The 23938-nt window shown below is 62.6% G+C and carries 7 protein-coding genes; all 7 read left to right on the top strand.

Features of this window, described 5'->3' with window-relative positions; all coding sequences use genetic code 11:
* Positions 1-165 precede the first annotated feature (165 nt).
* The 7 genes from JAO75_RS08265 (at position 166) to JAO75_RS08235 (ending at position 23587) form a co-directional block, all read left to right on the top strand.
* Positions 166-1164, top strand: coding sequence for a restriction endonuclease-related protein (locus JAO75_RS08265; protein ID WP_199048224.1), 999 nt, complete (start codon positions 166-168; stop codon positions 1162-1164).
* Complete coding sequence (locus tag JAO75_RS08260; protein WP_199048222.1) at positions 1161-4577, top strand: pPIWI_RE_Z domain-containing protein; 3417 nt, start codon at positions 1161-1163, stop codon at positions 4575-4577. The genes JAO75_RS08265 and JAO75_RS08260 overlap by 4 nt, the downstream gene beginning before the upstream one ends.
* Complete coding sequence (locus JAO75_RS08255) at positions 4570-14766, top strand: RNaseH domain-containing protein (RefSeq protein ID WP_199048220.1); 10197 nt, start codon at positions 4570-4572, stop codon at positions 14764-14766. Before JAO75_RS08260 ends, JAO75_RS08255 begins: the two co-directional genes overlap by 8 nt.
* Positions 14766-16382, top strand: coding sequence for an ATP-binding protein (locus JAO75_RS08250; RefSeq protein ID WP_199048218.1), 1617 nt, complete (start codon positions 14766-14768; stop codon positions 16380-16382). The genes JAO75_RS08255 and JAO75_RS08250 overlap by 1 nt, the downstream gene beginning before the upstream one ends.
* Before the next feature lie 199 nt (positions 16383-16581).
* Entirely contained in the window at positions 16582-18093 is a 1512-nt protein-coding gene (locus JAO75_RS08245) for a hypothetical protein (RefSeq protein WP_199048217.1), read from the top strand.
* A complete protein-coding gene (locus JAO75_RS08240) occupies positions 18090-20432 on the top strand; it encodes a phospholipase D-like domain-containing protein (RefSeq protein ID WP_199048216.1) in 2343 nt (780 codons plus the stop codon). Before JAO75_RS08245 ends, JAO75_RS08240 begins: the two co-directional genes overlap by 4 nt.
* 659 nt (positions 20433-21091) lie before the next feature.
* A complete protein-coding gene (locus tag JAO75_RS08235) occupies positions 21092-23587 on the top strand; it encodes a UvrD-helicase domain-containing protein (RefSeq protein ID WP_199048215.1) in 2496 nt (831 codons plus the stop codon).
* Positions 23588-23938: the final 351 nt, after the last annotated feature.

The following is a 23938-nucleotide window of genomic DNA, read 5'->3' as shown; positions in this document are numbered from 1 at the left end:
ACATCATCTATTAAGTGGATTAACCCTGTTGGCCCTCATTGGCAACACATTATTCGGTATATGGGCGAAGCTTCGTTAATTACCGCTGGATTGCTCGCTCGTGGTCTCTCCGACGTCCATGAGAGACTCCTCCATCATGGCGATCTCGTCCGGCAGGATGCCCGCATGCCGCCCCGTATGCGCCGGGCACTGGCCCGCATATCTGCCCAAAGCCTCCGCGACGGCACCGACGATCTCGGTGCCAGCATCCACACCGTCATGGAACTGGCCATCCGTCCCATGGGCGAATGGGGTCTTGCATCCTTCACCGGTGACTTCCCTTGGGCAAGCGTCATCCTCGTCGATGGCGACCTGGGCCAGCCGACCCCCGAATGCTTCGAGCTGGCCGCAGGCGGCGGCGGCGAGACCGAGCTCCTCCAGGAGATCCACCATCAGCGGCTGCGGTCCGCTTCAGAGCGCTTCGGCGGCAAGCAGAAGGACAGGGCCTACCGGGAGATCCGCGGCCTCGTCGTCCGCCGCCCATGCCTTCCGACCGAGGACCTGTTCTCCTTCGTGGGGGATTGGCTCACGGCCGCGCCGGACATCCAGTCCTTCTACCGTCCCCTGCCCTCCGGCGCCCTACACGGCAAGACCCTGCGCCTCTGCGCTGGATGCGGCGCGCCCCTTTGGCCCGACAACGACACGGTTTCCTTCCCCAAGGGGCGGTGCCGGATCCGCGACTGCCGCATGCGGCACCCGGTCTGCGAGGTCGGGGAGGAGTTCAAGGTAGACGACGTCAGGGAATGGCAGCTCGCGACCAACGCCGTCCTCGCGTATTGGACCGGGCCCGGACTGGCCGAGATCGAGGTCCATGACCGCCTCAAGGCGGCCGGACGGACGGTCGACCTCTATCCCTATAGTGATGCGGCTGACGTCTCGGTAGACGGACGGGAGATCGGCATCGACGTGAAGTCCTATGCCAGTGCCGCCCTGCTCGGGGCCCGGCTGGCACGCTCCGTCGGCCAGATCACCCTCTTCCGCCGCCGGATCCTCTGCGTTCCCGATGCGCGGGTCAGGCAGGACAAGGGGTACCTGACAACCCTCATGGCGATCGCCTCCCAAGGCGAGGGCAAGTGTCTCGAGTTCATGACCGTCGGCACCCTCCTGAAGGAGCTGGCGGCATGAGGGAGAAGCCTGCGGAATACAGGAAGGCCGTCGCCGTCCAATGGCTCTGCGCGGCCGCGGACAGGTTGCTGGGCGCAACCAGCCTTGCGGACATGCCGGCCCTCATGACGGGATACGGCTCGATCCTCGACCATCCGAATGCATCCGCCTTCGCGCGGGCGGCCTTCTCGCTGCGCCAGATGGGCATGGTCGTCTCCTCGGATGCCAGCCTCAGGCAGGCCGTCTACGACATGCAGCAATGGGAGGCGGAAAGCGCGGAGGACGACGGCTTCATCGAGCCGCCGTACGAGGTCGATCCTGAATCGCCCGGCATCCCCTTCCATCGACGCGTCCCGGACAACGATCCCTCCATCGATGCGATGGTCGCCGCCCTCGTCGGTGGGCTGCCGTTGGCAGAGCACGGGCGGGCCATCGCCGATCCGAGCCGCGCCATGCTCATCCTGAGCGAGCGCGGCTCCCATGCCCGCGCCGTTAAGGTCGACCTTGAGGATGTGGCCGACCTGCTCCCCGAGCCGCCTCAGCACGATGTGAACCGTCGCCCCCGTGGGCCGATCGACATTCCCCTTTCCGAGCTCAGGGCCATCGCCGTCGAGTTCGACAGAATCGATTCCGCGAATCCCGGAATGCCGGGCGGCGAGTGGCTGAAGCGCCTCGAGGACGATCTGGGGAACCAGAAGGTCCATCTCCTAGCCCCGAAGTCCGACGGCTCGGGCCTCGAACCCCTCCAGACTCTCCGGCTCGACGGGCTGAAGCACATGATCGGCCTGCCCGGGACGGGAAAGACCACGCTGATCAAGCTGGTGCTCGCGTGGCTCGACAGCCGCGAGTACAAGGTTGTCGTGCTCGTGCCATCCATCGAGAACGCCTTCAACACCTTGGCCGACCTCGATCGCTACGGGATCAAGGCCGGGCTGCTGATGGGACAGTCTCCCGACACGCGCCTGCGCCATGCCGCGAAGCTCTCCGAGAGGATCGCATCCATCGACGAGGCGCGGGGTTTCGGACGGAGCGTCTTCGGCGCCGATCTTATGGGATTGAACTGCGCCCTCGGAGGATTCGAGGAGGAGAGCGATGAGGACGTGTTCCCGCATCTTGAGCCTCCGTGCAATGCCGTCTGGCAGAAGCGAGAGCTGAAGAAGGGCGGCGAGTCCGAGAAGGCGACCCAGCATCTCTGCCCCGTCGGCGGATGGTGCGGCCGCCTGAAGGCCACCCGGGAGCTGACCCGGCGCAGAATCTGGCTCGGCCACGTGCTGTCGCTCGACACCCGCCTGCCCCTTCACTTTGTGGAGGATCACATCCGCTACATCGAGTCCGTCGCCATGACGTCCGACGTGGTCATCGTCGACGAGGTCGACGGCGTGCAGGCCGTGCTTGATCGCAAGGCCGTCTCGGTCGTCGACATCACGGGCAGCGGAAGCTCGTACGAGCTGAAGCTCATCGAGGATTTGATGATGCCAGCCGCGCAGGGGCGCAACGACGCCGTCGCTGCGAGCATCACGGACTACTCGAATAGGGCCAACAACTTCGTCGCCCTCAACCGGGCTCTTGTCGTGCAGCTCCAGGCGGACAGGCGCAGGGGCAAGGGCAACACGCATCTCGATGCCTACGACGACGCCTTCATAACGGGTAACCGGGTGGTGGGCGATCTCTTCGGGAAACCTGACCTGTCGAAGATGAACCCGCAGGAACGGGCGGAGGAGGAGCAGAGGTTCCACGCAGTCTCGACCTTCTGGGATGCCTGCGTCCGCGAGGCCCTCTTCCGCCGTACCGTGATCGACGACGACACCGTGCGCGAGTACGACCCAGTCAAGACGGCGGAGGCCATCGGTCGCTATCCCGCTCAGGTCGACGATGCCTTCCGGGTGATCGTGGAGCGTTTGCGCGACTGGCTCGCGGAACCATCGCCGACGATTAAGGAGACCCACCTGTCGGCCACGCGCGAGGCCATCTTCGCGCTGATTGAGCCGCGCGACCTCGGGCCGGAGAAGACGACCGAGCTCTTCCGGTTCCTCGTCCATGTCACCACCGTGGTCATGCAGTTCCTGGCCATCGTGCCGGCCCAGCACGCGATGGTGGCCGAGGGCATCCATACCTCGCCCTTGTTCCAGCAGGGCATCAGCGAGGACTTCGCCCGCCTCGTGCCAGAGGCCCTGATCGGGCGCCTTTCCGGCATCCGGTTCCGGTTCCAGACGGATGCTGGGCGGACTAGCCTCGCTGTCAGCTACCTGACCTTCCGCGGCACCCCGCGCATGCTGCTCTACCACCTCCACGAACTGCTCCGCCACGATGGTGTGGAGCGCGGGCCGAACGTCCTCCTGACGAGCGCGACATCGTTCCTCGCCGAGAGCCCGTCCTTCCACATTCCGGTCGGGCCGCATTACGTCCTGCGCCGTGCAGGTGCCGAGGCGGCGTGGCGCGATAGCGTGTTCCTCTTTCAGCCGATCCCGGATCCCGAGGATCCGCGCCGCAAGCTCCGATTCTCGGGCGCGCCCCTGTCGCAGCGGAGCAGGATCCTCGAGAAGATGGTCGAGCACTTCTTCATGGGCGACGACCCGCGGGTGCTGGCGCTCACCCGAGACTTCGAGCCCGGCCGGAAGGTCGCGTTCGTTGTAAACGGTTATGAGCAGGTCAAGCTGGTTAAGAGGCACGTCGCCCGCATCAGGGAAGGTCTCGCGCGCCGGGTGATCGGCGTGGTGGACGAGATCCCGGCCGACCATGAGGGCGATTACGTCACCACGGCACAGGTCGAATCCATCGGTGCCCGCGACGACTGGGACGTCATCGTCTTCCCGATGAAGGCGCTCGCCCGCGGCGTGAACATCGTCTTCGGTGGCGAGGCGCATGTCGGCACGCCGCTGTTCAACAAGGCGGCCATATCCACCGTCGTCTTCCTGACCCGACCGCACCCGGCCGCCGAGAGCTACGACTTCGTGGCGGGCCTCGCCGGACGGGACAGCATGGCATTCGACCTTCGCGAGTTCCCGGCCGACATGGGAGTCCGCGACATCGCGCAGGCATGGCGGCGTGAACGCCAGTCCTCCCTCGAACGAGTGCGTCGGCTGATGCGCCATTCGGTGCAGGCCAGCTTGCTGGGAGACCTTCTCGAGCCGTTCGTCGCCGACATCATGATCGACATCCTGCAAACCATCGGCCGCGCCATGCGAAACGGCTGCAAGGCAAGGGCGATCTTCGTCGATGGTGCCTGGGCCAATATCGCGGCGGCGACGGGCGGTGCCGAGGCCGACAAGCCCCAGACGAGCTTCATCGTGATGATGCGGGACATCCTGCGTAAGCGGGTATCCGACCCGGACCCGGTCATCCGCGAGGTCTACGACGCACTCTATTCACCTTTCTACGGTCCTTTGAGCCGTGTGGAAGGCATCAGGTTCTACGACGCGAGGCAAGATGACTGACGCACCGAACTACCTGCTGCCGATCAAAGGCAAGACGCAGGCGAAGACGGAGAACGTGGCGATGGCGTTCCGTCCGCGCAGCGCGTCCGAGGAGGTGCAGAGCTTGCGGATTGGCTGGAGCGGTCAGGCCGAGGAATTGTTCAGAGTCATCGTCTCGTCGGCCAAGGCATCGAAGAAGCCGGAGGCGGGCGCCCTTCCCTACGCATCCCTCCGGGCGGCCATCGCCGCAGCCGTGTCCGGTGCCGTCCTCGTGTCGTCCGACCTCGGCCGGATTGGACGTAAGCGCGACTCGGAAGGGACCGCTTACTTCATCGACGTGCTCGATGACGGGACCGACAGTGCCCTCAAGGCAGCGACCCGCGCGACGAAGCTGTGGGTCGACCGTGTCCTCGCGCCATGGAGCGAGAACGTCGGGGTCAGCGAGGTCCTGCTCGACGACATCCGAGACCTTGCCGGGGAAGGCACCCTGTTCGCTCATGAACGGCGTACCTTCGACGTGGCCGCAGCCATCGGAGGCGACGGCGGGGCCTTCGCGCGGACCCGCGATGCAGTCCACGCCGTCTTGGCGCGCAGGCTCACGGGAGTGGAGCTGTTTGACGGGCTCGGCCCCGTGAAGCGCGTCATCCGGTCTGCGCCGCGCTCGAACGAGATCTCCTTCGAAACATGGCCGCAGACCAGCGGAGAGGACCATTGGTCGATGGTCGCCACATTCTCCGTCGAGACTGTGCCGGGGTCCGACAATCCCATCGTCACGGTCGATGCAACCCGCAGGCGCTGGTGCCGCGAGGTACCAGCCGCATCGGACCTGCGCCGTCAGACCCGCGTCGGCGGCATCATCATGGCCCGGGAGAAGGATGTCTCGGTCCGCTTCGACTGCGGCCTGCGCCGGGGCGAGATCGTCGAGCCCGTTGATCCGGCCTTCGTGATGGAGGCCTTCGGGGCCCGGCTCGATCTCAGCGCCGGGTTCGGCGAGTTGGTGGCGAAGGGACCGCAGCGCACCGCCTTCGTGGGCATCCCCTATCACAACGGCTACTCGCTTGAGACCTCGGTCGGCTCCGGCGTCACGGAGCGTGACCTGCTCGACCTGTTCGATGCCGTCCAGAAGAGGGTGTCGGGCTTCCTCCAGCCCATTCCGGTCTCGCAGAACGACACCATCATCAAGCGGGCCGAGGATCAGCACGTCGCCCTGAAGCTCCAGTCCGTCCTCGGCTGGGTAGCCACCTCGCACGGATCGAACGAACTCGACGACAGCTCCCTCGCGGAGGCGTGGGCCATGCTGGTCGACGGCGAGCCGCCAGCGACGCTCGATGCTACAGGGGTGAGCAAGGCTCTTTCCACCCTTCAGGAATTGCAGGCGACCAACTGGGACCGCATCCGCAGAACGTTCGGCAACGACAAGCCCACTGTGGTGGTGATCGCCCCGTCCCAGAGCGAGCGCACCGTGCTCGAGCGCATCATCGGAGCCCTGTTCGGGAAGTCCGTGGAAGTGCTGTCCCATGCCTTGCCCAACGGCGTCCATGGCGCGCAGAAGCGGCTGCCAGCGAGCGACGGCAGCAATGCAGAGCGGTATGCCGCTAGGATCGAGGCATGGAAGCCGCTCGCCGATGTGCTCTCTGAAAGGGACGGATGTCACATCCTCGTCCAAGCCACCGACTGGTACACCGCGCCGGCCACAGAAGTCGATCCCGGCGGAAAGCGACCCGACGACCGCGTGAACAAGCCTGCCGGGCGCATCGCCCTCGCTCGCGGTGCGAATGCGAACGTCCAGTACCTCCGCCCACCCGAGCCGTCGGCCCGGCGCTTCCAGGACTATCTGTTCCGTGTCCAGGCGGCCTTGCTCGACCTCCTATTTGGGCATGCTGGGCTCGTGTCTGAGATCCAGACCCCGGTCGCATCGGCTTTCCCGAAGGCCGACACCCGTCCGAAATCGATCATCGGCATTTCCGTCATCAGCAAGTCCCGGAGCCGGGCGGGCACGAAATCGAGCCAGATCCTGATGGCGACCAGCGTCGACGTTGCAACGGGCCGCACGACCGCGATCCTCGGAAGGCGGCTGAACGGCGTCGCCCAGTGGACGGAGGAGAGGCCCCTCTTCGAGTCGCTCCGCGAGGCAGCCGCCTGGGTCACGCCCAATCTGGGCGACAACGAGGATGCCCGCAGGGACACCTACCAGAGGTTCGTGAACCACGTCATCGGCGGGGCATGTGAGCGCGGCCAGCGTCCGCTCGTCCTGTTCGACGCAACCTCGGCAAGCGGATTGTGGCCCGCCCTGAGGGACAAGGACATCGGTCGCAGCTTCGACCTCCTCGGATGCTCGCTGGATCCCGCCTCCGACTGGATGGGCGCCCGCCTCGTCAGGATCCGCACCGACGTGGCTCCACGGGTGATCGTCAGGAAGGTGCGCAAGCTCGCACGTCTCGATGCTGACAGCGGGCGGACGCTCGAGGAGGTGGTTCGGTATGCACCGACCACCATCGTGTCGACGTTCCGGATGGGCGGGGTGCCCCATCCCTTCTACCTCTCGATGGGGACGAACGACGGTAAGCAGAAGATCGCCAAGGGACTGAGCGTCTACCGGGATCTCGCCTATCCCTACAAGCTTCCCGCGAAGGCTGAGGTGCCAGCCGCACTCAAGGGAAAGGACGGCCTCCACATCGAGCAGGTCCGTTCGCTCAAGGAGGAGTTTTACAAGATCGCCGGGCCTATCGACATCGCCGTCATGCACTGCCACGGCACGGACGACCCCGATGCCATCGCCTCGCTCGTGACCAAGCTGCGGAGCGGATACGGACATACCGCGTCGTCGACCTCCCTCCCCGCCCCGCTGTTCTTCGAGACGAAGCTCAGGGATTACGTCCCGTCGTTCGTCCTCGACGAGGACGATCCCGAACCGGACGATGCAGATGCCTTGCCGTCGCTGCCCGATCAATCCGAAGGGGAAGCCGAGAAGGCCCTACCGTCCCCTTCGACCGAGGATGGCTCTGCCGTCCTTCCCGCCGTCATCTTCCAACATGCCAACCGAGCCATGACCGCATCCATCGTGCTCCCGCCCACGCTCCCGCCTTCGATCATCACTCAAGGCCTGTCGAACCGCGCAGAGGGCCCCCTGAGCGAGAGGCTCCAGCGCTTCATCGAGCGTTATCCCGAACGGGAGGAGATGGTCCGTCGGTTCTATGTCGACGTCGTGCCCGATTTCGTTACGCCAGAATGGGTAAAGCAGCACATCACCGTGAGCCCGGCCTTCCTGCGCAAGCTGGATCCCCTGTGGCGGGACGTGATTATCACCGCCCCGTTCTATCTTTGGCCCAAGGACCGGCCGCCAACCGAGGAGGAGTTCTACGAGGTCGTCTCCGATCTGTTTCGGATCGTGCCCGGCATCAGTGTCCTGTATGGGAAGTCGCGCAAGGCCAAGCCCAAGCTGGGTGTCCGCGGGATATTCAACCGCTGGTACGATGCGGTCCATGCGATGACCCGCCAGAAGAAGGGCCCGTACAGGACGATGCAAGCACCCGTCGGCCCCATCGAGACCATCAAGGCTCTGGCCAAAATGGAGAAGTGGGACGAACTGCGGTCCTTCGTCTTGATCGAGGCCATCCATGGTGGGCATGCCAACCGCGAATTCATCGAAGCCGTGGTGAAGGTCGGGCCACCCGTCGCCGACCTCCTTCCGTATATCCTGAGGCTGATCGCCTTTGAACAGGACACCGGTGCCGCCGAGCATAGCGGGCAGTTCACCCGCGTCGGGCCCGATGGCGAAGTTATGGAAAGTGAGCTTTCCAGTGGTGAGCTGTCGGCGGTGACAGAGAATGCCATCGGGGGAGAACCCGCCAACTGGTTCGAGGACATCGATGACGAGGCGCTCGACCGCGATGCCGCTCCTGCCATCATCATCCCGACCTTTCTCGACCGCATCTGGCTGAAGGACAAGATCAGTCTCTCGGGAGCGGTCAAGAGTCAGCTTCACCAAGGGCGCGACACGATCCGTCGCCATGCTCGGAACAACAAGTTCTGGCCTGAGGCCAGGCCGGAGGGGGATGCCATCATCGATCTCCTCCTCAAGGGGTTTGAATATCCTTTCCTCCACACGGCCGTGGCCGGCATCGTGGTGTCAAAGGACGGCACCAATCCCCGCGACCGGAGCATCTTCCGTCCCTTCTACCGGAAAGTGGACGGCGTTCTCAGAGGGATGATCGACACGATCAGGGAAAGGACGGGAACCGACGACGTCGGCACCCTGACCGACCTGCATGTGCTCGAATGCCTGCTGATCGACAAGCAGACGGATCTCGCCCGTGACTTCTGTGTCCTGCGAGGCTCCGAGTTGCTCGACGAGAACCTGCTTCCGGCCATAGCCGACGAGCCCGGCTTCGGGGACGTGGCCAACTTCCTGAGGAGCCGCCGCGCTCACAAGGCCTGGCTGGCGCAGGACGACGACCCGCTGATCAATGAACTCGCCGCATCCGCGGCCGAGGAACTGGCGCAGACCGCGCGCCGGGACTCGATCAGGGTAGCGGACATAGCCCGTAAGAATGCCCATGTCGACGAGGCGGAGCGGCCCGGCGACGTTCCCGCAAACAACTTGCCTTTGACAGATGAGGTGCTTCCCATGGTGACCGATGACCATCACGCCATCTCCAGCGGGAAGACGGAAGACGGGCGGCAAGTTGCGCAGGTCATCCCCGAAGGGATGGAAGGGGCGGTCGCAGCCTACAGGCGGGCCTTCGGTGACCTGCACGAACTCGTCCGTCTGTATGCCGATGCCGAACCATCCCCGGTCATCATGGACAGGTTGAGGGAAATCCTCACGAACGTCTCGGCATCGATCGTTGCCTACGAGACGGCACGCCCACGCCGGGTTGATGCCCGGCCGCACCGCGAACGAGCCCTCAAGGCACGCGGCAGCATCGTCGGTCTCGTCGAGTACATTGGTCTCGAGCGCACCATTCCCGAAGTTCCGTCACCGGTGGACCTGTCTCAGGAAGGCATCGGCCTGATTGAGGTGAGCCTCGGTAAGACCGAGTCCGCCCTAGCCGACACGGTGGCCGACCGCGGAAGGATCGACGGGATCTTGGAACGGCTCGCCAGCGCGAAGTTGCTCCAGAAGGCGCAGCTCAACCAGGAACTTGAGCGGGAGTCGCAGACGCTGCTCGGGCACATCGAGATCGCCTGCGAAGGCTTCGACGAGGTGACCGCCCTCCTGGCCGCCGAGGTGTCGGCGGACGTGTCCGATGAAGCTGTTACAGAGGAGGTCGCGGCTGATGCGGGTGACCGGCAGGAAGAGGACCATGAGGAGGCCTACTGGGCAGCCCGTTCGGCCGAGGAGGTCGGACCTCAGGTTGAGCCATCTCCGGTCGTCGAGCTCACGCTTGAAGCCGAGCCCGAAAGAACTGTAGAGGCCGCAAGCTCGCTGCGGGAGGAGATAGACGCCGAGTCTGCGCAAGTGGAGGTGCCGACGGTCGTCGAGGCGGTAGCGACAGAGATTCGCGCCATGATCTTCTCCGACGAGGATGAGCTCACGATCGACGAGGACGACCTGCGCGTCCTGTCCGATGCCTCGGATGACGATGAGCCGGAAATGGACGTCGAGGTTGAGACCGCCGAAGAGGATCCCGAAGTCGCGCGGATCAACGCGAAGCTCTGGGAATTTGTCTCGTCCCACGATCTCGGGCTGGCCTATCACCTCGTGACGGCGGCACGTGGCCTGCACAAAACCGCATCGTTCGACATGACGCCGGAGGAACTGCGCTTCGCCGCCATGGCGGGGCACGTAAACCATGCCAGCCTTCATGCGACCCCGATGGTGGTGCAGGATGCCGTGGTCAAGGCGCTGGCCACCATTGAGGCGATGCCGTCCACCGACGAGACTGCGGGCGCCCTGCGCCGGATGCTCATGTATCCGTCCGCGGTGGAGCTGACCCTGTTCCATTCCGATGCGGGTGCAGGCGAGGTGCTCCGTTCCCTGAACGGCCTTATCGAGCCCGTTCGGGAGGAGACCCGTGCACTCTCCGAGAGCGTTCAGCGGTTCGCGCGTTCGCGCCTTCCCCTGTCGCCCGCCGTGCTCCATCACATCTCCAATACGATGGAAGCCGAAAGCGATGCCGAGGCATGCCGGAAGGACATCCTGTCAAGAATCGAGCAGTTCTCGCGCACGCAGTTCACCTTCCAGCTCGGCACCAAGATCAGGAACGTCCTGCTCCAACCAGGCAAGGAGGTCGGCGACCTGCGGGACGCAATGAAGGCCGACGATGCCGCCGCCCTCGCGGCAGCCAAGCGCTACGTCAACGACTGCTCCACGCGCTCCCAGATCATTGACACGCTGTACCGTGCCGAGATCGCCGTTAACACGAAGTACAAGGGGCTCGACGGCGCCGCCCGGGACAAGATCGTCGGCTCGCTGCTCCACCTCGGTGCTTGTTGCGCCGAGTACGTCGACCGCCGGAACGCGGTCTCGCTGGTGAGCGCGAGCGAGCAGCCCAAGCTGAAGGAGGCGGTCGCCGATCTGCGCCGCCACCTGGCGGCCGCTTGCGACGCCTTCGACCGCCTCGCAGAGGACGAGATCTACTCGTCCGTGGCCCGCTTCGTCGCGGATTCCTACCGCCGCCTCGACACCGTCCTGGCCGGGTCCGCCGCCACGCCACCGGCCTACGGCCACATGCTGGAGCTGCACGGCTCGCTGCCGCTCCTCCCCGACCTTCACTTCGGGCGCTCCTGGTATCCGGCCCCTTACGACCAGGGTGAGGTCTGCCGCATTCTCCAGCAGGTCAAAGTCCCTCTGCTGCCTGAGAAGGGGGGGGAACGCGACCGCGCCTACGAGGAGCTGTTCCGCCAGCGCATCGACGAGACCTCGTTCATGGGAGCGCGTCTCCTAGTGGACCTCGCCGAGCACCACGGCATCTCGGAGGCGATGCAGGATGCACTGTCGGATCGCTACTCCACCGATCGCGACACCGCCCGTGAGGAACTCGCCCGCGAGGTCGACGAGGCCCGCAGTCTCGTCGAGCGGGTGATCCGGTTCGGCTCCATCACGAAGCCGGAGGAGGCGCAGTCGAAGCTCTCCAAGGTCGACCGGATCGGGGCCGCAAGAGTTCCGGTCGACATGTCCCTCGAGGAGCGGGACGAGACCATTGACGAGGAGCGCATCGACGACATCCGTCTCGCCTCCCTCCTGCTCGAGGAGACCGTGGACGAGGTCCGCGAGCTTCTCGACGAGCCCCGCACCCGCCTTCTGGCCCGAGTCGATGCCGTCGAGAACCGGATCTCGGAAGCCGAGGCCACGAGGCTGCGCAACCTGTGCGCGGGCGACGACCTGCTCACAGCCGAGGAATTCGTCGCATTGGCTGAGGAAAAAGGAGAAATCCCTACCCCACCCTCCCGTCTTCGCCGCTTCGACGAGTTCTCGTCGGAGGTTCTTCCGGCACTCTCGAAGCTCGGGAAGAACTATGTGGAGCGTGCAGCCGGAGCCATCGCCAACGGGGACGAGTTCTGCGGGCTCCGGTTCGACAGCCAGTCCCCTGCCCGGCGAGACGAGGTCGGCTCCATCTTCACGCGCTGGCGCGAGATCTTCCGCAGGATCGACACCGTGAAGAACGACCCCGGCTTCGCGGCCAAGGTGACGGACTTCATGGAGGGCTTGGGCATTCGGGCGCAACTAAGGGACCACAGCAACCTCACGAACGCCCAGCAGAAGCGGTTTGTAGCCGACTTCGAGTTCTCGCTGCCCCTCGACAGCGAGACGTTGCTCCTGCCCGACTTCGGTTCCCTCACCAACCGGAACTGGCGCGTTGGGGTCGTGGCGACCATGCCGGGCGATGCCCCGCTTTCTGAGCTCTGCAACACGGGACAGATGGGCGTGATACTGTTCGTGGGCGACGTAGTCTCCAAGGAACGTCGCCAGCAGTTCATGCTCCAGAACATCGGTGCGCGCCGCCGCGTGATCCTCGTGGATTCCGCGAGCATACTGTATGCGCTCGGCGAGCCAGAGATGCGGGCGCTGACCCTGCTCGAACTCGGCCAGCCCTACAGCTATGCCGAACCCTACCGGGACTGGGGCCGCGACTCGGTCCCGGTCGAGATGTTCGTCGGCCGCCGCAACGAGATCGCAAGCCTGTTCGACACCCACGGAAGCTGCGTGGTGTACGGTGGCCGCCGTCTCGGCAAGACTGCCCTCCTCAAGCACCTACAGGGCACGAGGAACGATCCCGCGAACGGCATCCTCGTCGGTTTCGTGGATGCCCAGGGCATCGGCCACGGGCAGCAGTTGACCCGTCGCATCTGGGAGGAGATCGCCAGGGCCCTCCCGACGATTTTCCAGAAGCACGGCTCGATGGAACCCAAGCGCGTGATCGAGGAGATACAGCGCTGGATCGACGGCGATCCCCGCCGCCGCATCCTCCTGCTCATCGACGAGGCGGACACCTTCGTGAAGGCTGACGCAGCGCAGGAATACACCGAGTTCCTCGCTCTCCAGAAGCTTATGACCGGGTCGGGTCGGCGCTTCAAGTTCATCCTCTCCGGCCTTCACAACGTCACTCGCTTGGTCCAGACCGGCAACGACCCGATCAAGCAGATCTCGTCCGATCCCCAGCGCATCGGTCCGCTGATGGGCGCTGAGCTGAAGGACGCCGAGGATCTGGTCGTTCGGCCGTTCGCTGCCCTCGGCATGGAGTTCGAGCGCCGGGAGGACATCTGGCGCATCCTGAGCCACGCCAACTACTACCCAGTTCTGGTCCAGACCTACGCCAAGCACCTGCTTGAGATCGTCCATGAGGAGATGAAGCGCAGCAACAACCACGTGCGAGTCATCAGCCGCGGACTGGTGTCGGAGGTGCTGGAGCGCCGCCAGACGAGCGAGGAGGTGCGCGACAAGTTCGTGATGACGCTGCGCATCGACCAGCGCTACGAACTCCTCGCCTACGTCGTCGCCCATCTCGTCCTCGGCCACGAGGCGGAGGGCGTGATCGAAGAGGGCGTGACGGTCCGCGAGATACGGAATGCCGCCGTCGCCTTCTGGCCTCGGGGCTTCGTCGATCCGAACCGCTTCTCGCTCTTCGAGGATCTCGTGGACGAGATGGAAGGGCTCGGCATCCTGCGCCGGACGGCGGGCAACCGCTGGACTCTGCGCTCGACCGCCGTCACCCGCCTGCTTGGCAACCGCGACGAGGTCGACGAACTCCTTGTGGAGTTCAGCGACCGCGAACCTCACGGCGAGTTCGACCCCAAGTCGGCCCGACGCATCCTCGAGCCGGCCAAAGGCTACAGTCTCGAGACGGCGACACCCTCCCCGCTTACTTTCGGACAGGAGCGCGACCTTATCACCGATCAGACACCGGTGAAGCTTGTGTTCGGCACCATGGCCGCCGACATTGATCTCGTGTCTCTGTCACTGCGAAGCGCGCCGGGTTCCTTCTCGGATGCTGAAAGGTTCGAGGTGGTCGCACAGACTTTCCCGAACAAGCAGGATCTGTCGGAGCGCTTGACGAAGGTCAGGGCTTCGGGTGGGCAGCGCCAGACGCAGGTGGTGATCGTGGTGGATTCCCGATCAGACTGGGGGCCGGATTGGGTCGCCGAGACCCTGCGGGCCCGCTCGGTTGTCGAGAAGCTCGCGAAGGTCGTATTCGTGGGCAGGCCCCGGCATGCGGAGCGTGTCGTGATCGATCCGCGTTTTGCGCGCCCGACTGGGATCAAGGTCGTTCCGCTGGAGCCTTGGAGTGCGGCCTTCCTCGACAGCGAGATCGTCCAGCACAGCCCTGCCCTCGACCGTGCGGCACGGGACCGGATGATTGATGCCTGCGGCGGCTGGAACTCCCCGATGTCATTCGTCTTCCACAGCGGCAGGAGCGACAAGATCCCCGGCAGGATCGAGCGTCTCGGAACCGAGGTCATGATGGCGCCCGATACCCTGTCCCGTTTCGGCCTCGATGGGTCGTTCGGCGAAGTGTGCCGCTTGATCACCAGGTACACGGGGACGACCTTCACTCTGGCAGACATCGGCACCGCGCTGGAGTTCGCGGAGGTGAAGGCGGCCGCGGGCGATTGGACCTCCGCCGAGGCCATCCTCGCCTATGGCATCTACATCGGGGCTTTCGAGCTAATGACGGGCCACCAGCCCGACGATGACTCCAGGATGACCTACTCCTTCGTCCCGCTGGCACGCCGCCTTTTGGGCACCGAGATCCGGGAGGCCGCGTGATGGTGGTCGATCCCTTCTGGAGCCTGTCGGGCCCTTCCCGCTTTCTGGAGAATGTCGGATCCCGCATGCTGTCGTCCTCCAAGGGCGTACTCGGCGTGACGGTGCCCCACTTCCGACCTGGCGGATTCGTTGATGCGGTCATGGAGGCCACCCGTGACCGCGGAGGCGGCCGGGTCATCCCGATCAATGCACGGGACCGGGCGTTCGACCGCTCGATCCCACACGGGCTTGCGCGCGCCGGCGGCATCAGGGACACGAGTATTCATTCGGTCTCCGGATTCGTGAACCTGCCGGACTTGGCGGCCGTCTCGTTCGTGATCGATGGTCTCGACCGCGAATCGTGGGGACGGTGGTCCACATTCCTCCGAAGCTTCTCGGCCGCTTCCCAGGACGCCGATCGGTCACTGGCACCGCGCCTCATCGTCTTCCTTCCCGTGGACCTGCCGCGGGCCGACGTTCAGTTCCTGCTCGGGAAAGACGAGATGCAGTGGCGAGGATACGTCTCTCCGACGGACACCCGCGTCTATGTCTCACACCTCCTGGGTCATATGGGGACGGAGAGCCTTCTGGAGCGCGTTGCGGCGGAGACGATCGTGCGCCTTGCCGGATGGGACCGGAATCTGGCGATGACCCTCGCGGCAAGGGAACCCGAGGAACTCGCCGATCCGCTTGCCATCATGTCCGGATTCCCCGTCATTGATCGGCATGCCTGCTGGAGCAGCGGGCTCATAGACGAGTGGGATGGCTCTCCTTTCATCCACTCGATGTCATGCCTGGCAACCGGGGATCAGGCCACCCTGAAACGGCGCCTGTGGTTGGCCCATTCGCAGGTCGTCACGCCGTTCATCGGTGAGGTGATCGACTTCTTCGTGGACCGCTACGAGCACATCCTCTCCCCTCTGCTGCCTTACACCGTCGAGACGAGGAAGGCTCCCAAGCTGATCCATGACCTGCGAGATTTCGAGGTGAGCCACATCTACTACCTTCTGGCAGATCGCATCCCCATCAGGCATGCGAAGTTCCTGAAGATGGCGACCGCGGTTCGCAACAAAGTTGCTCATCACAATACTGTCCCGGCTGATCTCCTCATCACGATCTCGGAAACCTGGGACGAGATCCGCTCAAACAGGAGCGAGACCCGTGGATGGGACTGGCCGCGGTGCGGGCAGAAGCTGATCCTGATGGTCGGCCCGAGCGGTGCCGGCAAGTCGACGCTGGCAAAGCGCAGGTACTCCGCGGACAGCATCGTCTCAAGCGACGACATCCGGATCGAGAAGTACGGCTCTCTCGAGACCAGTGACCAGACGGACGTGTTCAAGGAGGTCGAGCAAAGAGTCATCCGTCGTCTCGCGGAAGGCGAGACCGTCGTGCTGGATGCCACGAACCTGAAGCGCAACGACCGACTGGCGATCGTCGACAAGATCCCGACCGACATCCAGATCGTCTACGAGGTCGTGGACCGTCCGCTGGCGGAGAAGATCGCGACCGGGGACTGGCGCCTGAAGAAGGAAGGCTTGATCGAAGGGCACAGCGAAATCTTCATCCAGGAGTTGCCGAACATTCTGGCCGGTGACAATCGCCCAAACGTGGACGTGATCGACCACCGAGCAGCTTGATGGCAAAAATATTGCGTCTTCATGACCTATGACTGCCTTCAATGCGGCCGCGAAGAAACTCGCAATCATCGATTGCTCCAGCTTTAGGAGGCTGCCGATGTCGTGTTCCTCCTTGATGCTGACAGAGCTATCAAAGGTACTACTTGGCGGAGCTGTCCGGAATGCTACCATCCACCCCAAGACGGGACTGGGGAATTAAGTGAGCGCCGAGCCTGAATGGACAGAACGCGCCGATAAGCGTGGGTTGGATCCGCTCGGTATGCAGAATGCAGGTGTCGTCCTTTACCAATCGTTGTTGCCGGGCATCAGCAACGTCACCCTGCGCATGCGGTATTACGGTTATTACTGCTGGGTAAGCGACGCCTACGCGCGAATCGGCGCAACGGACGAATTCACTGCTTGGCGCTCCTGGGTCCGGCGTGCGGAAGCACTCTATGCGCTCGTATGTTCGCACGCCAAGGGTCAAGGCGGGGTCGGCGGCTCGGAATGGGCTGATCGTCGGCTGGGGCAGAACGAAGACATCATCGATTTCGCCGAGGCTGCCTCGAATGATCCGACTGCTGTGAAGTACCTGCGCCAGTCACTCGGCGTCTTCGGTGGCGCGTACTACTCGCAGATGGCCGAGATGGGCCTGTTCCGTCAGGGCGACCATGGCATTCCGCGCGCCACGAATGTGACAGGCAAAGCCGCGGCGGATGCGTTCCGCGCATCCATCGGTCCAGAAGTCGAGGAGCTTCTCAGAAATTCGATCACGTTGGCGCGGATCGCTCGCGATGATTTGGCGCGCCTCGCGCCGATCGTGCCCTCCGCGATCCCGGAGGTCTCGTCCGAGCGAGAAGCCTATGAGAGCCTGCTCTTTCCCTCGGACGGATCGATAAATGGCGATACCAGCAGGGCCGCCTCGCTGCGGCTCATCCTGAAGGCAGCGCAGACATTTGGCCGACGTCCTGACCCAAACGAAATCCGCTGGCATCTTTTCGCCTCGGAAAGGTTCGACGAAGAGGTTCTCGACGGCCAGCGTGTGCGCTGGGAGGCCTACCACTGTCAGGATCTTCTTCAGGTGGCTGCCGCAGCGCTCCTTGAGTGGGCAACTGACCTAATGGCCGAATACGATGCTGGCAGAACCCTGGCGGAAATCGAGGAGGAGGTCCGGACCCGACTGGGTGGCGCCGAGCCAGGGACCGCAGATCTGCGGTGGTCAGAACTTCGTGAGGGCATTGACCCGAGCATCTTTGACTACCGCAGCGTTTGGTCCAGGCTCACGAGCCGACGTGGTACGGCCGAGCTGAAGGCCTGGGATGCGGTGCACCTCATGGCGGCGCTGGACCAACGTATAATCCAACGGGCGGAACTGCGAGAGGTCGCTCGGCGGGAGCTGCGCGTGCGTGGCGGCGGCAGGTCGATCATGTCTGAACTTGCATGGATCGGACATCGATCGGACACCCGCGTCGGCGATCTGGTCGCTACTTACGTCATCGAACGCGTCGTTCGTCGGCACAGTTGGGTGGCGATGCAGAAGCTTCGGCGCCAGCGTGACTACACGTTCCTATTCGAAGTGCGCGACGGACGATTGGTCCGCCGCAACGGATACGCACCGGTACCCACAACGCCACGGCTCAACCCGGCGGTGCAGTTTTTGGTAGACGTCGGTCTCGTTGACGAAAACGGAACGACAGCGCGTGGTCGCGCCATTCTCGGAGCCAACGCATGAAGTATCCCGAGCGCATGGCGCGCCGCGGTACTGGATCGCGCCCTTTTCATAGCGTCGTCACAACTACGTTCTCGATCGAGTTTGCCGCGTACGAGGAGGTAATGTTGCCACAGCTTATGGCGAGCGGCGCAACGAATTTCCTCGTGGTCGCCGACGAGCGCATGGCCTCAATGTCGTTGTCTGACGGATCCCAGCTCCCCACACAGCTCGGCCGTGACTACGAACTTTTCTCGCCACCCGTCGCTGATGGCCTCTTCCATCCGAAGATCGTACTTCAGATCGGTCGACAGGTGGGAAGGCTCTTCGTCGGCTCCGCCAACATCACTGCGGCGGGTCTCGCCGGCAACGCTGAGGCGGTCGTCGAACTCGAGTGCAAGGACGAGCCGAGTCCCGAGCGGGAGATCGTGCGGTCGGCATGGAAGTACGTCTCTAACCTAATCTCCAGGGAGCCGGGCGCGGCGCGCGAGGCTCTGAACTGGGCGTCCGATCGGGCTCCGTGGCTTGTAGGCCCGGAAGTCGCACCTCTCCAGTACCTCGACGATGGAACCGCCATCGCGTTCTTGGCGCGTGACGGTAGCGCGAGTATAGGAAGCCGTTTCATGGGGTTCATTGGCGACGAGGTCGTCGACCGACTGGTCGTCGCGAGCCCCTACTGGGATGGACACCTCGAGGCCCTCGGGACCCTTATGAAGAGGATGCAGCCAGCCAGCACGACCGTGCTACTGGATGCCGATGGGCATGAGTTCCCGTTGGAGGCGCCTCGATCGGCAGCCATCGAGTTCCGCGCATTCCCGCCCGCCCTCAAAGGTCGTTTCAAGCATGCGAAGTTCGTGATTGCCTCCACGGCGACCCATGATCACGTGCTGGTGGGAAGCACCAACTGCACGACCGCGGCCCTCGGCCGAGACGCTTCCGTTGGCGCGAACGCCGAGGCATGCATCTACCGAATGCTACCCCGCGATCGAGCGATCGAGGCACTCGGGCTTTACGAGTGCATCGAGGCCATGCCGATCGATCCCGCCGAGGTCGACCGGAGGGACCCGTCGCCGCCCATACCGTTGGACGAGATTGCGTCGCGCAAGGCCGGCTCCTTTGAGCTCGACGGAGACATGATCACGTGGACTCTGCCTGATGGGCTTAGCGGAAGCGGGTCGTTGCGCCTCTTAGATGCCAGTGGATCAGAGATCGAAATAGTCGCATTTCAGAGCACCGGTGAGTCCGTGCAGCGCCGATCCTTTCGCCTGACCCTTGAGAAACCGGAACACATCAGCTTTGTAGTAGTAGAACAGCAAGGATTCGTGTCGAACCGAGCTCACGTCGCGCACCGGTCGCTGCTTCGAAGGCGGCGGCGAGAGGTCGCGACGGGAACTGTTGCGAAAGCGATTGCGGCGTTCGACGCTGGTGAGGACTTCGATCTCTGGATGCACAACGCCTTCGATGAGCTTGCACGTGCAGACCTCAACGATCGCCCTCTTCCATCTATAGCTCCAGTCCGATCACGGCACACCGACCCGAATGAGGAGGCTGAGCCGGCGGAGCAGCTCACTTACGATGATTTCATGGAGACCCGCTCGCCCGACACGCGGGTTGAAGTCCCCCGCGACTCGACGCTGGCAGGAACGCATTCGGACAGCATCCGTAGTTTCCTGAACATGCTCGTGGGTAAGTCACTCCCCCCCTCTGATCCAGATGATGCCAGTAAAGACGACTGGATGAACCTTGGGGACGAGGTTGAAGAGGGCGAAATCAACACCGAAACGCAGCGGACGGAGCCACAGCAAGTACCGGCACCCGAGCAGCGGCCGAATGACACGCCCGTGGACGCGAAGCAGTTCGTGCGAATGGTCCAGCAGTATGCAACCAATATCACTATGGGGACGGAACCGCTTGGGTCGAGCGACGTACTGCGCGTCAGGTTCTGGCTGATGATGTTGCTCTACAAGGCACGGTACCCAGGCCTGCCACGCGGTCTCGAGGCGACCGCAGACGAGCATGGTTGGCCAAGGATGGCGCTTCGCGTAATCGCGGCGTTCTTCTGCGGGAGGAGACCACCAATCAGGCGCCTCATGATCGCGAAGAAATACCTCGAGATGCCGGTGGACTTCCTTGAGTGTTGGGTGACAGTCCTTTGGACCCTCGACGCGATGGAGTCCGTCCTCGTGCGGTCTGCCCGCAACTGCGAGTTCCTTAGGTTCGTTCACAAGGCGCGTGTCGACGTAGTGACGATCCTTGGGCTGACACCGTCCGAACTAGCGACCGAGACGGTATTGGAGCTGAGGGCGTACTTGGACCGCACGCTCGGGGCTCGGCTGGGCCTGAATGGGAGGGACGCTGCCTAAACGACTGCCCTATTACGATTACCTTAGCAGGTTGAATTTATCGCAGCTAATTAAAGGTGTTGACGGGAACTTTGGTTCAAACGCTGGCAAGCAGATCAAGCCGCACCCGCGTTATTCAAAGAAGCTGAGCAAGCTGTAGTGAAGTTTAGTGAGCTCGTCACACGGTCACAAAAGCAAAGGGCGGGTGCTTCCAGGCCGCCGTTTTCATTGCGTTGTGTGCACGTCGTCTCGATGGGTCTCAACTTGCGTATAAACGATTCAGCCCCCGAAACCTTTGTCGCCTAGCGTCACGGCGTCACGCCAAAGTAACGGGGACAGGTTCCGTCACGGCGTAACGCCGATAAAAGGGGCAGCAAGTTTCCCCACTGCGCCGAGACGATCCTAGCCTTTGGTTCCTGTGGCAGATCCCCTTCTCGATCAGGAGCTCGCTCGCACGATCGAAGACGGCCACGTCCCGGTTGGCGCCCGGCTCGCGTTAACTTAATAAGATTATGCAACTGACCGTCTGTGCCAAGCTGGTTGCGTTTTGTGGAAGTGGATCAAGTCAGCAGTGTCGGGAACGTGGGATGGATAAGAGAGGGCACCGTCCGGCGCAGGGCATTTGACAAACGGGATCGTCATGGTCCTTGTAGCTTCGTGACTGACAGGGGAACGGTCCATTGCTGGAATGGGTATTGCTGGGCGTCCTTGGGCTAGCGGGCCTTGGCTCTCTCAACAAGACGACATCGACGACCACCAAGATACCGGCGCCATCCCCGCCGAAACTTCCAGACGCTCTCGATCACGAGTTCCCTACGAAACTCGAGATATGGAAGGATGTTTGGCGTTCCTCAGTAGGAGACGGTCGATGGATTCCCAAGGGAGAGGCGTCGCAAATTGTCGTGTCTTACCCTCCGCCAGTCTGGACAGGGTCGGAGAGGGCAAATCCGCTCAAAACCACGTCAGCCACCGACCTGATCCTCAAAGAACTGGCCATCCGCAATGCGGCCTTCCTCAACAGACAGCGTCTCGCGCAAAAGGAATTCTTCGACACCGTCGAAAAGAATCCCCTAACCCCAGAGCAGATCCACGCATGCGTTTGCATGGATGACCACGTCTTGGTCGTGGCAGCAGCAGGATCCGGCAAAACCTCAACAATGGTAGCCAAGACAGGATACGTGCTGAATCAGGGACTGGCATCGGCGGGACAGATACTGCTCCTGGCCTTCAATAAGGACGCGGCAACTGAGTTGCGCGAGCGGGTTAGCGAGCGGCTGAAGGGTGTTCCCTGCGTCGATGATGTAGCGATCCACACATTTCATGCATTTGGCCAGAAGGTGATCGCGTCTGCTACCGGGAAGAAACCAAGCCTGGCGCCATGGGTCGATCAATCCGGGAAGGATATCGAGACTGTCGAGAAGATAGCCCTGGAGCTATCGAAAGCGGACCCAACGTTCCGCCATGAATGGGATATGCTTCGGACAGTGTACGCTCAGAGTATTCCGGCTAACGACGAACACCCCAACGCGCGCGCCGCATTTCCGACTGCAAAGGGCGACACAGTTAAGAGCGGTGGCGAGAAACAGATCGCAGACTGGTTGTTCTACCATGGGGTCGAATACGAGTACGAGCGACCCTATGAACATGACACGGCTGACGAAAGGCACAGCCAGTACAAACCGGATTTCTATTATCCGAGACTGAATTTTTACCATGAGCATTTTGCGCTAAAAAAGGACGGAGAGTCACCGTTTGGAAGGAGCTACTTAGAGAGCGTCGCATGGAAACGCGGCCTGCACGCGGAAAGAGGCACCGATCTATTCGAAACCGCCTCCCATGAAATCTCGACGGGCGTCGCATTGCAGCGGCTACGAGGAGAGCTGACGAGGAGAGGCCAAAAGCTGCACTTTGATCCCGATCGCAAAGGTGATGGGTCATCCGCTGTCACTAACCGGGCCCTTGCCACGACCATAAGGGTCTTCCAGCAGCACGTGAAGAATAACCGGCTTTCATATGGTCAGCTTCGTGCCAAACTAAAAGATCTCTCCGGCAACCTTCGGAATGAACGATTCGAATTGTTCCTGTCCGTTTACGAACGGATCGCCGAAGAGTGGGACCGTCGACTGAAGTGCTCTGGCTTCATCGACTTCGAAGACATGCTTGTCCAAGCGACTGACCTTGTCGAAAGCGGGCGCTTTGAGAGTCCTTACACCATTATCCTTGCCGATGAGTTTCAGGACAGTTCCAAGGCCCGTGCCAGACTACTACAGGCCTTATCGAAGAACCCGACGGTGAGGACCCATCTTTGCGTAGTCGGCGACGATTGGCAGGGCATCAATCGTTTCGCAGGGGCCGATATCTCCGTGATGACTGAGTTCGATCGGCTGTTCGACCGCCCGACACGTTTGAACTTGAGTGAAACGTTCCGCTTTCCGCAACGGCTAGGCGACATTTCGAGCGCCTTCGTCCAAAAAAATCCTATTCAGATCAGGAAGAAGGTTCAGACGAGAAACGCGTGGAACAAAGAATCTATCTTTATCTATGCGTTCAAGGACAGCGAGAACCCCCTTAATCATCTGTTCGACCAGTTGTCCGCAATGCACGGCTTTGCAAGCAAGGGACGGCTCAAACCCAGCAACGGCAGGCTCGTAACAATCCTCATCCTTGGACGGTATCGGAGCGATGAGCCTGCCGAAATCGACCTCTGGAACAGGCAGTTCGGAGATCACCTGGACATATCGTTTCGAACGGTCCACGGCTCAAAGGGACTGGAGGCCGATTACGTCTTCATCTTGAACGTCATCGAAGGACGTCGCGGCTTCCCAAGCCAGATCGAGGACGACCCGGTCCTGCAATTGGCGATGCCCACGCCAGACCTTTTCCCGTTTTCCGAGGAAAGGCGCCTGTTCTACGTGGCGCTAACACGTGCAAGACGGCAGGTGCGCATTTACACGAGTCGTTCAAAACCTTCACCTTTTGTTACCGAATTGACGAAAGCTTGGGATCTGAAGGTCGAGACGGGCAACGGCGAACTGATGAACGCCTGCCCGAGATGCAGCGAGGGCTTTCTCGTCCAGAGACAGGGAAAAACGGGGCCATTCCATGGCTGTAGTGCTTACCCGCGATGCGGCTACATGCGTAAGATCTTTCGTGCTGAAGAAATGCCGCGGAACTAGCGCCATGGACCGCTTCATCGACGGCTTCGAGCAGCATCAAGGTCAGAAAAGGGCATATAGGGCAATCACCTAAGCATCAGGAGTGTCCGCTATCACTTCCCTCATCAGAAATTCTGTCTACTTCGCAAATGTGCGAATACCAGCTATTCTCTGCCTTGTCTGACAGCGGCCTGGTGAGAAATGTCCGTCATTTATCTTCACTCTGGTGCCGCTGAACCCGGGCGAACATGAACCGCTGCCGTCAGCCAGACAGTGTTTGCCTCGGCAAGTTCGTATTGATCGACTTCTCCCCGTCTTCAATTGACTCCCTGCTCTGCGCGGGAGGCAAGACCTACGGGTTCCAGCCTTCCG

It is taken from the genome of Microvirga splendida, from assembly GCF_016427565.1.
GTDB classification, from domain to species: Bacteria; Pseudomonadota; Alphaproteobacteria; order Rhizobiales; family Beijerinckiaceae; genus Microvirga; species Microvirga splendida.
Note: the sequence above shows the minus strand (reverse complement) of the source record. Positions and strands in the feature narration are given on the sequence as shown.